This window comes from bacterium, from assembly GCA_017744355.1.
Lineage (GTDB): Bacteria > Cyanobacteriota > Sericytochromatia > S15B-MN24 > UBA4093 > JAGIBK01.
In genome coordinates this window covers 218,503-232,051 of sequence record JAGIBK010000006.1, presented here as the reverse complement: position 1 = coordinate 232,051, position 13,549 = coordinate 218,503, and the positions used below count along the sequence as shown (strand labels likewise).

Genomic DNA, 13,549 nt, shown 5'->3' with positions numbered 1-13,549 from the left:
TCATTGGCCCTGTAGCTGGAAGGTGGCCTCGATGGCGTCGATGGAAGAGCCACCGTTGAAGAGCACGGGCTCCTCCTGAGCGGTGAAGATGGCGTGCTCGCGCCAGTAGGCATCCAGGCTCGCCGGGGGCGGGGTGGGCCTGAGCGCGCTGTAGGCGACCACCACGGCCACCACCCCCGCCGTTGCGACCCCCCATGGCAGGGGGCGCGCCCACCAGGCGCGGATCAGCCCCTCGCGCCGCAGGGTGAAGGCGACGGCCTCCCAGCAGTCGGTGCGGGGCAGCTCGCGCGGCAGGGTGCGCAGGGCCTGGAGGGTGCCGAGCAGGAGCGCCAGGTGCTGGGCGCAGTCGGGGCAGCTCGAAAGGTGAGCGCGGAGCCAGTGGGCCTCGTCCGGCGAGACGCAGTCGTCGATGTAGCCCGAGAGCTGCAGTTGCGCGTGGCCGCAATCCATGGCTGGATCCTCCGTTCTCATCCAAGGTACTCCTTCAACCAGCGCATGGCCTGGGTCCGCGCCCGCGCCAGCCTCGACTTGACGGTCCCGAGGTTGGCGCCGGTCGTCGCCGCCACCTCCTCGTACGAGAGCCCCTCCACATCGCGCAGGACCAGCACCGCCCGAAACTCGGGACTCAGCTTATCCAGCGCCGCCTGGATCTTGTCGCCCAGCTCCTCTCCCAAGAGGGCCTCGTCGGGAGGCCGCACGTCGGAGGGGATCTGGCTGCCGCGGGTCTCGCCCCCCTCCTCGCCGAGCGGGTCGTCGAGGCTGTCGTAGGGTTGCGTCCGCTTGATCTTGTCCGCCTGGGTCAGGCAGACGTTGGTGGCGACCCGGTAGATCCAGGTCTTGAGCGACGATTCGCCTCGGAAGGTCTTGAGGCCGCGAAAGGCACGGATGAACGCCTCTTGCACCGCATCGTCGACCTCCGCCGCGTTACCGAGCATCCGCGTCGCCAGGGCGTGGACCATCGGGTGGTAGCGTCGAAAGATCGCCTCCGCGGCGCGCTTGTCGCCTTGTTGGTAGGCCTTGATGAGTGCTGATTCGTCTGCCGCGTTGGGGTTCATGCTCCACCCTTATACCATGAGACTCGCGCACTCCCGATTAGGTTCCCGTCTATGCGAAAAGCCGTCTCCCAAAGTTGGAAGGACGGCCCTTCGCCGCTCAGACCCCGACGAGCGCTTGAATTTGCGTTGATAATCGAGGCCTGTTTTGGCGTTCTGGTGCTTGGGGTTGAGGGCGAGCGCTTGCTGCAAGGACCCGTCGAGCAGCGAGTACACGGCGGGCTCGTTTCAGCCGAAACCTTTCGGGCATAATCTGGGAAGCGATCGTTCCCTTCGCCATCGAGGTTCAATTGATTCTCAAGCGTTCCGTCGCCTTCGCCCTCATCGCCTGTGCCTTCTTCCCGGCGCCCGCCCTCGCCTGGGCTGATCACGACCTCTTGACCCGCGAGATCCTGCGCGAGGTCAAGTGGCTCAACCAGTACCGCGCGGTCAAGGTCACGCCCTACACCTACGCCGAGCAGGAAAAGGCGATCAACCCCGACTACAAGCCCGTCTACCTGGACAAGCTCGTGGGCGAGACGACCAACGCCCGCGAGATCATGATCCGCTACGCAGACGAGCCCGACTGGGGCCTCGACGACGGTATCGAGGCCTCGCCCCTGCAAAGCCTCACCGGCGGATCCAAGGGCTATCGCCACCAGAGCTACCAGCTCGCCAACGGCGTCGTGAAGCTGGGCGAGGCCCCCAAGCGGGTCAAGGCCTACTACGACCTCGCCCGCGTCGCCTTCAACAAGCAGGATTACTACTGGGGCTTCCGCTTCCTCACCCGGTCCGTCCACTACCTCGAGGACATGGGTCAGCCCTACCACACCAAGCCGATCCTGTGGCGCCAGATCCTGGACGCCAAGCTCGACACCAAGCGCCTGGGCACGCTTGCGACCAACCTGCACACTTACTATGAGGCCTACGTGAGCCACCACCTGCGCAAGCAGGCGGCAAAGGGTCACGGCAAGTGGATCGGCGCCATCCAGGACGCGAAGCCCGCCGACGTCTTCGACCCCGAAGCCGCGGCCGTGGCGCTCGCGGACTTCGCCAACGCGCGCGCCCCCGAGCTGATGGATGCGCTCGATCGCTTCTGGCCCAAGCGGGTCAAGAGCTCCAAGACCCTGCAGCCCATCCGGGTCGAGGACCTGGAACCGGCCGAGCCGCCGCCCTCTTTCGGCACCATCGACGAGATCACCACCCTCGATCTCCACGTCACCAGCAAGATGGTCCGCGGCCTGATGGCGCTCGCCAAACGTGACTTGCTCGCCCCGCGGCCAGAAGCCGAGGAATAATCAGCTTTTGCCAGCAAGCGCAGGTTCGTGCTAGGCTCGGGTGTCTGCGTTTTCGGACGGCGTTGAACGCAACTTCCCGTCTTGCCCCCATCAAGGGGTGGTAACGACCGTGGAGTGATCCTGCCGTGCGGCAAGAGGCAGTGATGGCCTTGAACCTGAGTCGCGCTGCTTGGAGCAGCTTTGCCCCTAACCTACGGAAGCTCCTTTTGCTGTGCCTGGTCCTGCTCGTCTCGGGCTGCCCGCACGCCTTCGCGCCATCCCACGGGGCACCAACGGCCGTCGGTGAGGTCGCCGCACCCATCGAGCCCCTCACTGGCCGCGTGGAACTGAGCGTCTTCAAGACCCAGAGCTCCACCATTGGCGAGATCGCCGCCGGGGCGACCATCGCCCTCATCGACCCCTCGAGCGGCCATACGCTCGCTTCGAGCGTCACGAGCCCCACCGGCACCTTCCGGCTGACCTTCGGCAACGGCTTTAGGCCCGTCTCGGGCCAGGTCTACCACCTCGAAGCCCTCAAGGGGCTCATGGCGGGCTCGGACGTACCGAACCGCGTCGGGGCGCCGCTCGCGCGCATCCGCACCCTGGTCGCCTACCGTTCGGGCAGCTGGAGCTCGGCGGCGACGGCCCCCGGAGCGGGTGTGATCGTCACCCCGGCGACCACCGCCCTCAGCATCATCGCGGGCCTGCGCACCGGCGCCGGGCAGGCCGTGCCGCTCAACGACCTGATTTCGAGCCTGCAGGTCGCCGACGACCCCGAGACCTTCACGCAGAGCGCCAAGACGGGCATCACCATCGCCGCCCTCAAGCAAGCAACCGAGCTGGTGGAGGCGTCGCTCGCCCTCGACCAGGACCCGGTGCGCTCGATCCTGCTCGACGTCTCTGCGCCCGATCTCGGCTCCTTCGTGCTCGCCAAGAATCCCTTCACCATCTCGTACTTCAGCCCGCCTTCGGTCGCCGTCGGCGAGACGGTGGAGGTGGTCGGCGACAACTTCGACTCGCTCGCGGGCAACAACAAGGTCACCTTCACGGGCAGCGGGGGCGTTCGATTGCCGGCCCCGGTCCTTGCGGTCTCGCCTGATCGCGCCCGCCTGACGGTCAAGGTCCCCGCAGGGGCCATCAGCGGCCCGGTCTCGGTACAGGTGGGCGATCTGCTGCTCATGAGCACCGCTTCCTTCCAGCTCGCGGCGCGCGACGGCCACAGCGTCATCGACGCCCGGGGCAACCTCTACGCCGCCAATTACGACTTCGGCACCATCTCGCGCATCACCAGCGAGGGGATCACCGTCCCGCTCGTAACCGGCCTCAACCGTCCCCGGGGCCTGACCCTGGGGCCGGACAACCTCCTCTACGTGGCCGACGGGGACGGCACCATCCACCGGATCGATCCCGCCAAGCCCGCCAAGGCGAACTGGACGACCTACGCCACCGGCGCTACTGGCGCCTGGGGGCTCGCCTTCTCCCCTTCGGGGGTGCTGTACCTGTCCCTGGAAGACACCGACCGGATCGTCAAGGTTTTCAACGGGGCGCTCCAGCCCGTCACTGCGACCGGCCTCAAGAATCCCCGCGGCCTCTCCTTCGGCCCCGACCCGCTCACGCCCGGTCGCTACGTCCTATACGTGGCCAACTTCGGGAACGACACGGTCTCCAAGGTCGATCCCGACAGCGGCGTGACCACCCTCTACAAGTCGGGCTTCAGCCGCCCCTGGTCCCTGGCCTTCGACACCTTCGGGACCATGTACGTGACCAACAACGCCGGCAACTCGGTCTTCCGGGTGGGGGCCGACGGGGTCGTGACGGCCTTCGCCTCGGTCCAGAACCCGGGCGGGGTCGACGCCGACCCGTCGGGTTATCTCTACGTGGCCGACAACGCCAGCAACCGCATCTACCGGATCGACACGAACGGCTACAGCAACCTCTTCTCGGAAGGGGTCAGCTATCCCAAGGGCCTTGCCGTTGCCTCGAACGGCACCTTCTACGTTGCCAACGCGGCGAACAACAGCGTGATCCGGGTGGCGCCTGACGGCAGCGTCACGACCATCGCCCGGGGCCTGAACGACCCCTCGGGGGTCGCGCTCGACGAGGCGCGGGGCCACCTCTACGTCTCGAACGCCGGGAGCGGCACGATCATCCGCATCATCCTGGCCGACGGGTCCTTCTCGACGGTCGTGCGCAATCTCGTCCTGCCGAGCGGTCTGGCCTATCTCAAGAACCGGCTCTACGTCTATCTGCCGGATAGCCGCGACGGCGAGACGGTCTACAAGAACCTCTCGGAGCTCTGGGCGTTCGACGTCACCGACCCCGCCTTAGCGCGCACCCGCGTGATTCGCACCCCCCTGCGCGTCAGCCGGGGGCTCGCCATGCATCCGAGCGGCACCGGTCCGCTCTACATCGCCCAGCCCGAGGAGAACTACCTCGTGAAGATCGACCCCTCGACCGGGGTCATGAGCCGCTTCGTCACGACGGCCCCCTCTCCAGAGGACGTGGCGCTGGACGCCCTCGGGCGGATCTACGTGGCCTGCCGGGGCACGGATGCAAGCGACCAGGTGATCCAGGTCTTCGGCGCCGACGGCGCGCTGCTCGGGACCATCACCGACAAGATCGATCGCCCGATTTCGCTCGCTTACGATCCCGACACCCAGGACGTCTTTTTCGGTAACGGGGCGACTGGGGCGGCTGGCAGTGGCAGCATCAAGCGGATCAAGACCGCCGATTGGAGCGTCACGGACGTGCTCGGCGGTCTGACCAATCCGACGGGCATCGCCTTCAGCGGCGCGGACATGTGGCTGATCTCCGGCGGCAACGCCTATCGGGTGGATAGCTACAAGACGGCAGCCGTTCTCGTGACCCCCAAGGCGGTCGCTCGCAACAACCTGCTGGATCTGGAGCTGGCCCCCGACGGGACCCTCTTCACCCTCGACAGCGGGAGCCTCTGGCGCTACCCCCGTGACGATCAGGGGAAGTACTCGGCCGAGTACCGGCAGAGCTACAACTTCGTCGGCGGCGCGGCGCGCATGGCGCCCATCGGCACCACGGGCGTCTACTTCTCGTCGCCTGGTGCTGGGGTCTACACTCACACCTTCGGGGGCAGCACGCCGGCAAAGTGGGCGGGCCTCTTCAACCTGTTCGGGGGGACCCTGGGCGGCTTCGTCACCACTGCGCTCGCAGTAGGGACCTATCAGGGCAAGGATTACCTGTACGTCACGAGCTCCCAGTACAACGGCTACAGCGGCGTGACGCGGATCAACCTGGATCCGGCCGTCAGCGAGGCGCGCCACGTGTTCGACTCCAGCGAGTCTCGAGGCCCGCACGGGTTCGGCTTCGATCCGGCCAGCGGCAAGGCCTGGTCGATCGGGGCGAGTACGGCCCGCGTGCTGCGCTTCGATACCGGCTTCACGAAGATCGAGAAGAGCCTGCTCGAAACGGATTCGAGCAACATCGGCTACGGCGGCGCCTGCTGGAACGGGGATTTCTACGCCACCATCCACACGCAGCACCGCCTCGAGAAGTACAGCGGCGTCAACACGATCACGCGCACCCTGGTCCCCACCGGCCTCGGCGGGCCGGAAATCTAGGAGGGCGGTCATGGCGCTTCGCTTCAACCACGTCGTGCTCGCCCTCGCCGGGGTGCTCCTAGCGGGCTGCCTTCGCCCGGAGCCGCTCGTGCGCCTGCCGGTGACGACGCCCATCGCGGCCTCCGAGATGCTCCTGCAGGGGCGGATCCTCCTGAAAGACCCTTCTGTCCAGGCCTTCACCGTCGACGACGACGTCGCGGCCGGCGCGACGGTCTCGCTCATCGACACCGCCACCCACGCGACGGTGGGCTCCACCGTCACGACGGCCGATGGCCGCTTCATCTTCAACTTCGGGGCCTCCTTCAAGCCCGATCCGACGCGCGCCTACTTCCTGGAAGCCGTCAAGGGGATCAAGGGCGCCAACGGGCAGTACAACCAGCCGGGGGCCGAGGCCGTTCGCCTGCGGACCCTTCTCTATTACCGGGGTGGCTGGCTCAGCCTGACCAACGACACGACGGGCGACGTGACCATCCACGAGGGCACCAGCGTCGTCGCCGCCATGTTGGGGCTGCGCTTCCTTGCGGACCGGGGGTTCGACCCCGCTCCGGCCTCCCTCATCGGCTGCTTGATGCCCAAGAACGACGCGCGCTGGCAGGACCCTTCCTTCCCTTTCAAGCGTGCCGACTACGACAAGGTCTACGCGCTGATCAAGAGCGCCCTGAACTACGATCAGGACCCCCTGCGCTACCTGGCCTTCAACCTCCACACCGGCGAGTACCTCAAGACGGGCACCGTCTTCGCCCTCGACGGCATCAGCATCCGCTCGGGCCGGGTCGGCACGTCGGTGACCCTGATGGGGTCGGGCTTCAATACGGCCGATCCCACCAAGAACGTCGTCCGCTTCAACGGCATCCGGGTCCCGCCCGAGGACGTCCACGCCTACGCCAACGGCACCCGGATCGACGTGCCCGTGCCTCTCGGGGCCACGTCGGGAGCGATCTCGCTCGAGATCGACGGCACCGTGGTCGCAGGCGAGCGCTTCGAGGTGATCGGCGGCGACGGCCACGACGCCCTCGACGACGAGGGGCGCTTGCTGGTCGTCAGCCAGGAGTTCGGCACCCTGAGCCGGGTGGCCCTCGACGGCACCGTCACCACCTTGGTGGAGGCGGGCCTGCCGGGTCCTCGGGCCCTGACCTACGATCGAGCGGCCAAGAAGCTCTACGTGGCCTGCTATGACGGCGGCAAGATCGTTCGTTTCGACATGGCAACCGGCACCCCGACCGCGCCCGAGGACTGGGTGAGCGTGCCCCATCCCACGGGGCTGGCCCTCGGGCCCGACGGCGCTCTGTACGTGGCCAGCCACGACGAAGGCGTCGTCTCGCGCTTCAGGCTCTCGGACGCCGTACCGGTCCTGCCTTCCTTCTCGGGGTTCGACCATCCGGTGGGCCTCGCCTTCGAGCACCTGGGCCGGTACCTCTACGTCGCCGAGCAGGGGATCGAGAGCAAGGTCAGCCGCCTTGCGATCGCCAATGCCAATCGCTCGACCTGGGCCTATGTCGACACCCCCTGGGGGGTCGCGGTCGATTCCGGAGGGAACGTCTTCGTCGCCGCGAACAAGGGTGGCGTGGTCCTCAAGATCATGCCCCCTACGGCCGCAAGCCCGGCTCAGCGCGTCACCTTCCACGCCTCGATCCCCTCGCCGACCGGGCTCGATCTGGACGAGGCGGGCACCCTCTACGTAGGCGACGGGGACAACGCGCGCCTCTTGCGCGTGACGCCCAGCGGCGGCGTCTACCCCTTCGCCTACGGAATCTCGACCGCCAACGGCTTCGCACTCGATGGCGACAACCATCGCTACGTGGCGCTGAGCAAGGTCAACGCCATCCTCAAGGTCTCGGCGGACGGCAAGACCTCGCAGCCTTTCGCCGTGGGCATCGCCAACCCCTACGGCCTCACCCACCGTCTCGGCTACCTCTTCGCGAGCCACCAGGACACGGGCGGCGTCACGCGCTTCGACGCCTTCGGTCGCGCCACTACGTACGCCCAGGGCATCCGGGCTCTGAGCACGGGCTTCGACGTGGCGCCGGACGGCACGGTCTGGGCCAACAAGTACGCCTTCGCCGGCTCCACCACCAGGAATCTTCAAAGAGGCTACGACGAGGACACCTTGTGGCTGCGCTACTCGGGCGTGATGCGCGCGTCCGCCTTCGGCACGGCCCAGGACGTGTTAGCGCTCGTCAACTCGCCCGTTTCGATCGCCGCTCGCGGTGGGGTTCTCTACCTCCTCACTTACGACGGCCGACTGGCGCGGATCTCGCCGACCGGCCAGACGAACGCTTTCATTCATGACCTCTTGGATGCGACTTTGAGCGCGCCTCGCCGGGTGGTCCTCGACAAGGCCGGCAATCCGATCGTCAGCGACAACGGCAAGGTCTATCGCTACAACGCCGCGAGCGCCTTCGCCAGAAGCCAGCTCGGCAACGATCTGCCCGGGGTGTACGGGCTCGCGGTCAACCAGGCCGATAACACTTACTACGCGGCCACCAACCCCGGAAACGGACTCTACAAGCTCGTCGGGAACGTCTGGACCGAAGTCGCCCTCTCGGGCGGGACCCTCAGCAACCCCAACGGCATCGGGGTCGCACCGGACGGCACGGTGCTGGTGGCCGAAGGCCTCGACGCCAAGACCGGCAACGTCAAGACGGTCTCGGCCGACGGCACCGTCACGACCCTTCCGAAGCCGCTCAATACGCCCTACGACATCGACGCCCTCGCCAACGGCCAGATCATCGTGAGCCAGAACACCATGGCAAGTGGCGTCACCGGGGTGGTCCTCTACAACGCCGCCAGGACGAGCTTCGTCGAGAAGTACGCCGCCGGCGGCTACGACCCTCTGCCCATGGGCGTCGATCGCACCGGCGACAAGGTCTATACCGGCAACAGCTCGGCGGAGGTGCGCCTCAACGCCGCTGTCATCGGCGAGGGCCCTACGCGTGCCGCCAGCGAGGTCCTCGTCCACGCCTCGGGCGTCTACACCGCTTCACCGAGCGGTCTGTACAAGTTCGGCCTGAACGGCGCCCCCGATCTCCAGCTCAGGCTCTCGACGCGCCCCAGGGCCTTTGCGGCGGTGGGCGGAGCCGTCTATTACGCCGGTAACGACCGGAATCTTTACCAGGTGGATGATCCGGCGACCGGCAAGTGGTCGAGGATCACCACGATCAGTCCCTATCCCGACGTTCCCGTGGCCATGGACGCTCGCTCGGACGGCATCCTGGAGTTCATCTCAGGCAACAGCCCCGACCTTTACCGGGTGAGCGCCGACAAGACGTCGGCCACCCGGCTGAGCGTGGGGCTGCGGCGGCCGGAGTTCTAGTGCCTATGCCAAGCCGCGTCGCCTGGCGCATGGTCGCCGGAGCCCTGGTCCTCACCCTGCTCGGGTGCTTCGCCGACGAGAAGGGCGTGGAGGGTCTGGTGCCCCCTCAGGAGCTCACTCCGACCCCGACGCCCACCGCAAGGCCCGTTGCCTCTGCGACCCCGACGCCCACCCCCACGTGGCGCCCTGTGACCGAGCCTACTCCCTTCGAAGGGGTGGAGCCCTCGCGGCCGGGCGGGCCCGTTGTCGCGCCAACTCCCCAGCCCACCCCGGATCCCTCCGAGCTGGATCCCGAGATCCACGACGAGCCGCCGGAAGATGTCTCCTGAGCGGTCGCTTCCGACGCAATTGACGGTTGTTGTGGCGATCGCCTATAATGTTAAGTCTTGGCTAAGATCCGCTTGGTCAAGGCCGTTCCAGGATCCGATCGGAGCATCATGTTCGAATCGCTGAGCGATAAGCTCCAAGACGTCTTCAAGAAGCTGCGCGGGCAGGGCAAGATCACCGAGGAGAACATCTCGGAGGCCCTGCGCGAAGTGCGGCGTGCCCTGCTGGAGGCCGATGTGAGCCTCGCGGTGGTCAAGGAGTTCGTCGCCAAGGTCAAGGAGCAGGCCCTCGGCGCCGAGGTCATGCAGGGCCTCAACCCCGGTCAGCAGTTCATCAAGATCGTCAACGACGAGCTGGTCGCCTTGCTCGGCGGCGAGCGTGCGCCTTTGGCCGAGGCCCATCCCGGCCCCACGATCATCCTAATGGCCGGCCTCCAGGGCTCGGGTAAGACCACCACTTCGGGCAAGCTCGCCCTCTACCTGCGCAAGAAGGGCCGCAACCCCCTTCTGGTCGCCTGCGACGTGTACCGTCCCGCGGCCATGAAGCAGCTCGAGGTGCTGGGCAAGCAGATCAACGTTCCCGTCTTCCTCCAGGAAGGGTCCACCGACGCGGTGGGCATCGCCACCGAGGCCGTCGCCTTCGCCAAGCAGAACGGCAAGGACTACGTCATCGTCGACACGGCGGGCCGCCTGCACGTGGACGAGGCGATGATGGACGAGATCCGCCGCCTCAAGGCGACCCTCCAGCCGCAGGAGATCCTGCTGGTGGTCGACGCCATGACCGGTCAGGACGCGGTCAAGATCGCCGAGAGCTTCCACGAGGCCCTCGACATCACCGGCGTGGTGCTCACCAAGCTCGACGGCGACACCCGCGGGGGTGCTGCCCTCTCGGTCAAGCAGGTCACGGGCCGCCCCATCAAATTTGCAGGCGCCGGCGAGAAGCTGGACGCCCTGGAGCCTTTCCACCCCGACCGGATCGCGACTCGCATCCTCGGGATGGGCGACGTGCTCACCCTGATCGAGCGCGCCCAGGAGACCATCGACGAGGCCGAGGCCAAGAAGTTCGAGGAGAAGTTCCGCAAGGCGGAGTTCGACCTCGAGGACTTCGTGGGCCAGATGCGCCAGGTCAAGAAGCTCGGCTCGCTCTCGCAGATCTTCGAGATGCTGCCCATCGGCAAGATGCTGGGGGTGGACATCAGCAAGGATCAGCTCGCCGAGGGCGAAAAGCAACTAAAGCGCATCGAGACGATCATCGGCTCCATGACGCCCAAGGAGCGCCGCAACCCCAAGCTCCTCGACATGTCGCGCAAGCGGCGCGTCGCCAACGGCTCGGGGACCTCGATCCAAGAGGTGAACAAGCTGCTCAAGGACTTCGAGAACATGCGTCAGATGATGAAGCAGTTCGGGAAGTTCGAGAAACAGTTCGGCAAGAAGATGCCAAAATTCCCACAAGGCTTCGGCGGCGGGTTTCCGTTCCCGCCCAACAAGAAGCGCTAGTGTCGACTTTATCAAGCGACAAGGAGGTGATACAGACATGGTGAAGATCCGTCTTAAGCGCATCGGCGCGACCAAGAAGCCCAAGTACCGTATGGTCGTGGCTGATGGCCGTTCCCGTCGCGATGGTCGCGTGATCGAGGAGATCGGTTTCTACGATCCCCAGAAGGAGCCCGCTGAGGTTCGCATCAACGAGGAAGCCGCTCTCAAGTGGCTCCGTACCGGCGCTCAGCCCACCGAGACCGCGCGCGAACTGCTCAAGAAGATCGGCGCGTTCGAGAAGCTCTCGACCCCGACCGCGTAGTCCGATTAGGAGGCGCTATGGACCCCGTTGCCGTTGCCGATATCATCCTGCAGGGCATCGTCTCGAACCCCGAGGCGCTGCGCATCGAGCGCAGAGATGATCCGGACGCGATCCGCCTCGGCGTCCAGGTCGATCCCGACGACGTCGGGAAGGTCATCGGGAAGCAAGGCCGGACGATCAACGCGATCCGGACCGTCCTGAGGGCCGCCGGGGCCAAGCAGCGCGAGCCGATCTACCTGGATCTGCTCAACGATTAGGCTCACAATCGATCATGGGGGCGGGAAGCTTATGGCTTCCCGCCCTCGTGGTATGGTTATAGGGTGCAACGTTGCACGTGAAGGAGGTACCGATGCTGGAAACCCTCGTCGCCATCTACCACCACACCATGGAGCGCAACCGGGAACGGGTGGGCTTCAGGTACAAGCAGAACGGGACGTGGCACGACATCACCTTCGGCGAGATGGATCGCCGCGTCACGGCGCTCGCTTCTGCCTTGATCGAGGCTGGCGTGCGTCCGGGCGATCGCGTCGCCCTCCTGAGCGAGAACCGGCCCGAGTGGGTCCAGACGGACATGGCCATCCAGCGCATCGGGGCCATCAACGTCCCGGTCTACATGACCCTCTCGCCCAAGCAGCTGGCCTTCATCCTCAACGACGCCCGCCCCGAGGTCATGGTCTGCTCGTCGATCGAGCAGCGCGACAAGGTCCTTGAAGCCGCCAAGGAAGCCGACTCGCTGCGCCTGGTGGTGGTCATGGACGCGAGCTCCGGAGAGGGCGCCGGCCTTGAGGTCGTCAAGTTCGCCGACTTCGTCGCCAAGGGCGAAGCGCTCGGCACCAAGCACCACGAGGAGATCGCCCACCGGGAGCGCGCCGTCGAGCCCCAGAGCATCGCCTCGATCATCTACACCTCGGGCACCACGGGCAACCCCAAGGGGGTCATGCTCAGCCACCGCAACCACGCGACCAACGCGAGCGGCGTGCTGGACCTGATCGACCTCAAGCCCGAGGACAGCGCCCTGAGCTTCCTGCCTTTGTGCCACGTCTTCGAGCGCGTCGCCTACTACGCCTTCCTCACCAAGGGCGCCTGCACCGCTTACGCCGAGTCCATGGACTCCATCGCCGCCAACTTGGTCGAGGTCAAGCCGACCTTCATCATCAGCGTGCCGCGCGTCTACGAGAAGATCCGCGCCCGGGTCCTCGGCTCGGTCAACGAGGGGTCGCTGGTCAAGCGCGCCCTGTTCACCTGGGCCCTGGACCTCGGCCGCCGTGTCTTCCTGGCCAAGGAGCAGGGCCAGGAGCCCGGTCCCTGGACCGCCATGGAGCTCAAGCTCGCCGACCAGCTCGTCTTCTCGAAGGTACGCGAGCGCACCGGCGGCCGCCTGCGCTGCTGCGTCTCGGGCGGCGCCGCCTTGCCGCGCGAGGTGGGCATGTTCTTCCAGATCCTCGGCATCACGGTGCTCGAGGGCTACGGCCTCACCGAGTCCTCACCGGTCATCGCCGTGAACCGCCCCGGCCGCGCCCGGATTGGCACGGTCGGCCAGGCTTTCACCGACGTCGAGATCAAGATCGCCGAGGACGGCGAGATCCTGGCGCGCGGTCCCAACATCATGCTCGGCTACTTCAACAACGAAGAGGCCACCCGCGAGGCCATCACCCCCGACGGCTGGCTGCGCACCGGCGACGTGGGCACCCTGAGCGAGGACGGCTACCTGACCATCACCGATCGCAAGAAGGAAATCCTGGTGATGTCGAACGGCAAGAACGTCGCGCCCCAGCCCATCGAGGGGGCCCTCGCCCTGAGCCCCTTCATCGCCCAGTCCATGGTGGTCGGCGACGGCCGCAACTACATCACCGCCCTGATCGTGCCCAACTTCGAGAACCTCCTCAAGGAGGCCAAGGATCGCGGCTGGACCGAGACGACCCACGAGGCGCTCGCCGCCAAGCCCGAGGTCCGCGCCCTCTTGCGGCGCGAGGTCGACCTCCAGACCAAGGACTTCGCACGCTACGAGCAGATCAAGGAGTTCGCGATCCTGTCGCAGGAGTTCAGCCAGGCCACCGAAGAGCTGACCCCCAAGCTCTCGCTCAGGCGGCGTGTCGTTCTCAAGCGTCATAAGGAGGCGATCGACGCCATGTACGATAAGGCACCGGTTGCAGCCGCCCAGTAACCGCACGAAGAAAGGCGCCCCCCGTGAGCGGGGGGCGCTTTTGCTTG

Annotated in this window: 10 protein-coding genes; 8 read left to right on the top strand and 2 right to left on the bottom strand. The window is 66.5% G+C overall.

Annotated features, from left to right (window positions below; genetic code table 11):
* Both J7643_16125 and J7643_16120 read right to left on the bottom strand, forming a co-directional pair.
* On the bottom strand, window positions 1–450 hold the full coding sequence (locus tag J7643_16125; protein MBO9542115.1) for a zf-HC2 domain-containing protein: 450 nt from the start codon (window positions 448–450) through the stop codon (window positions 1–3).
* A 17-nt stretch (window positions 451–467) separates the two neighbouring features.
* Window positions 468–1,055, bottom strand: a complete 588-nt coding sequence (locus J7643_16120) for a sigma-70 family RNA polymerase sigma factor (protein ID MBO9542114.1) — start codon at window positions 1,053–1,055, stop codon at window positions 468–470.
* Between the two features lie 287 nt (window positions 1,056–1,342).
* Here J7643_16120 and J7643_16115 point away from each other — a divergent pair, with 287 nt between their 5' ends.
* From J7643_16115 to J7643_16080, 8 genes are all read left to right on the top strand, one after another.
* The gene (locus J7643_16115; GenBank protein ID MBO9542113.1) at window positions 1,343–2,329 is read left to right on the top strand and encodes a hypothetical protein; all 987 of its coding nucleotides are present in this window, start codon (window positions 1,343–1,345) and stop codon (window positions 2,327–2,329) included.
* Between the two features lie 143 nt (window positions 2,330–2,472).
* Window positions 2,473–5,901, top strand: a complete 3,429-nt coding sequence (locus J7643_16110) for a hypothetical protein (protein ID MBO9542112.1) — start codon at window positions 2,473–2,475, stop codon at window positions 5,899–5,901.
* A gap of 10 nt (window positions 5,902–5,911) precedes the next feature.
* Window positions 5,912–9,214, top strand: a complete 3,303-nt coding sequence (locus J7643_16105; protein MBO9542111.1) for a hypothetical protein — start codon at window positions 5,912–5,914, stop codon at window positions 9,212–9,214.
* Window positions 9,215–9,219: 5 nt separating this feature from the next.
* Window positions 9,220–9,543 carry a hypothetical protein gene (locus J7643_16100; protein ID MBO9542110.1) on the top strand — a complete coding sequence of 108 codons (324 nt, stop codon included), beginning with the start codon at window positions 9,220–9,222 and terminating at the stop codon, window positions 9,541–9,543.
* 105 nt (window positions 9,544–9,648) lie between these two features.
* Complete coding sequence (gene ffh, locus J7643_16095) at window positions 9,649–11,037, top strand: signal recognition particle protein (protein MBO9542109.1); 1,389 nt, start codon at window positions 9,649–9,651, stop codon at window positions 11,035–11,037.
* A 37-nt stretch (window positions 11,038–11,074) separates the two neighbouring features.
* Entirely contained in the window at window positions 11,075–11,338 is a 264-nt protein-coding gene (gene rpsP, locus J7643_16090) for a 30S ribosomal protein S16 (GenBank protein ID MBO9542108.1), read from the top strand.
* A 17-nt stretch (window positions 11,339–11,355) separates the two neighbouring features.
* The gene (locus tag J7643_16085) at window positions 11,356–11,595 is read left to right on the top strand and encodes a KH domain-containing protein (GenBank protein ID MBO9542107.1); all 240 of its coding nucleotides are present in this window, start codon (window positions 11,356–11,358) and stop codon (window positions 11,593–11,595) included.
* Between the two features lie 92 nt (window positions 11,596–11,687).
* Window positions 11,688–13,502: a long-chain fatty acid--CoA ligase gene (locus J7643_16080; GenBank protein MBO9542106.1), complete on the top strand. Its 1,815-nt coding sequence runs from the start codon at window positions 11,688–11,690 to the stop codon at window positions 13,500–13,502.
* Window positions 13,503–13,549: the final 47 nt, after the last annotated feature.

What these genes read in the sequence shown, in the direction of transcription:
- J7643_16080 (MBO9542106.1), top strand. Translation starts at nt 11,688, where the DNA reads ATGCTGGAAACCCTCGTCGCCATCTACCACCACACCATGGAGCGCAAC.
- rpsP (MBO9542108.1), top strand. Translation starts at nt 11,075, where the DNA reads ATGGTGAAGATCCGTCTTAAGCGCATCGGCGCGACCAAGAAGCCCAAG.
- J7643_16105 (MBO9542111.1), top strand. Translation starts at nt 5,912, where the DNA reads ATGGCGCTTCGCTTCAACCACGTCGTGCTCGCCCTCGCCGGGGTGCTC.
- J7643_16100 (MBO9542110.1), top strand. Translation starts at nt 9,220, where the DNA reads ATGCCAAGCCGCGTCGCCTGGCGCATGGTCGCCGGAGCCCTGGTCCTC.
- J7643_16085 (MBO9542107.1), top strand. Translation starts at nt 11,356, where the DNA reads ATGGACCCCGTTGCCGTTGCCGATATCATCCTGCAGGGCATCGTCTCG.
- J7643_16120 (MBO9542114.1), bottom strand. Translation starts at nt 1,055, where the DNA reads ATGAACCCCAACGCGGCAGACGAATCAGCACTCATCAAGGCCTACCAA.
- J7643_16125 (MBO9542115.1), bottom strand. Translation starts at nt 450, where the DNA reads ATGGATTGCGGCCACGCGCAACTGCAGCTCTCGGGCTACATCGACGAC.
- J7643_16110 (MBO9542112.1), top strand. Translation starts at nt 2,473, where the DNA reads ATGGCCTTGAACCTGAGTCGCGCTGCTTGGAGCAGCTTTGCCCCTAAC.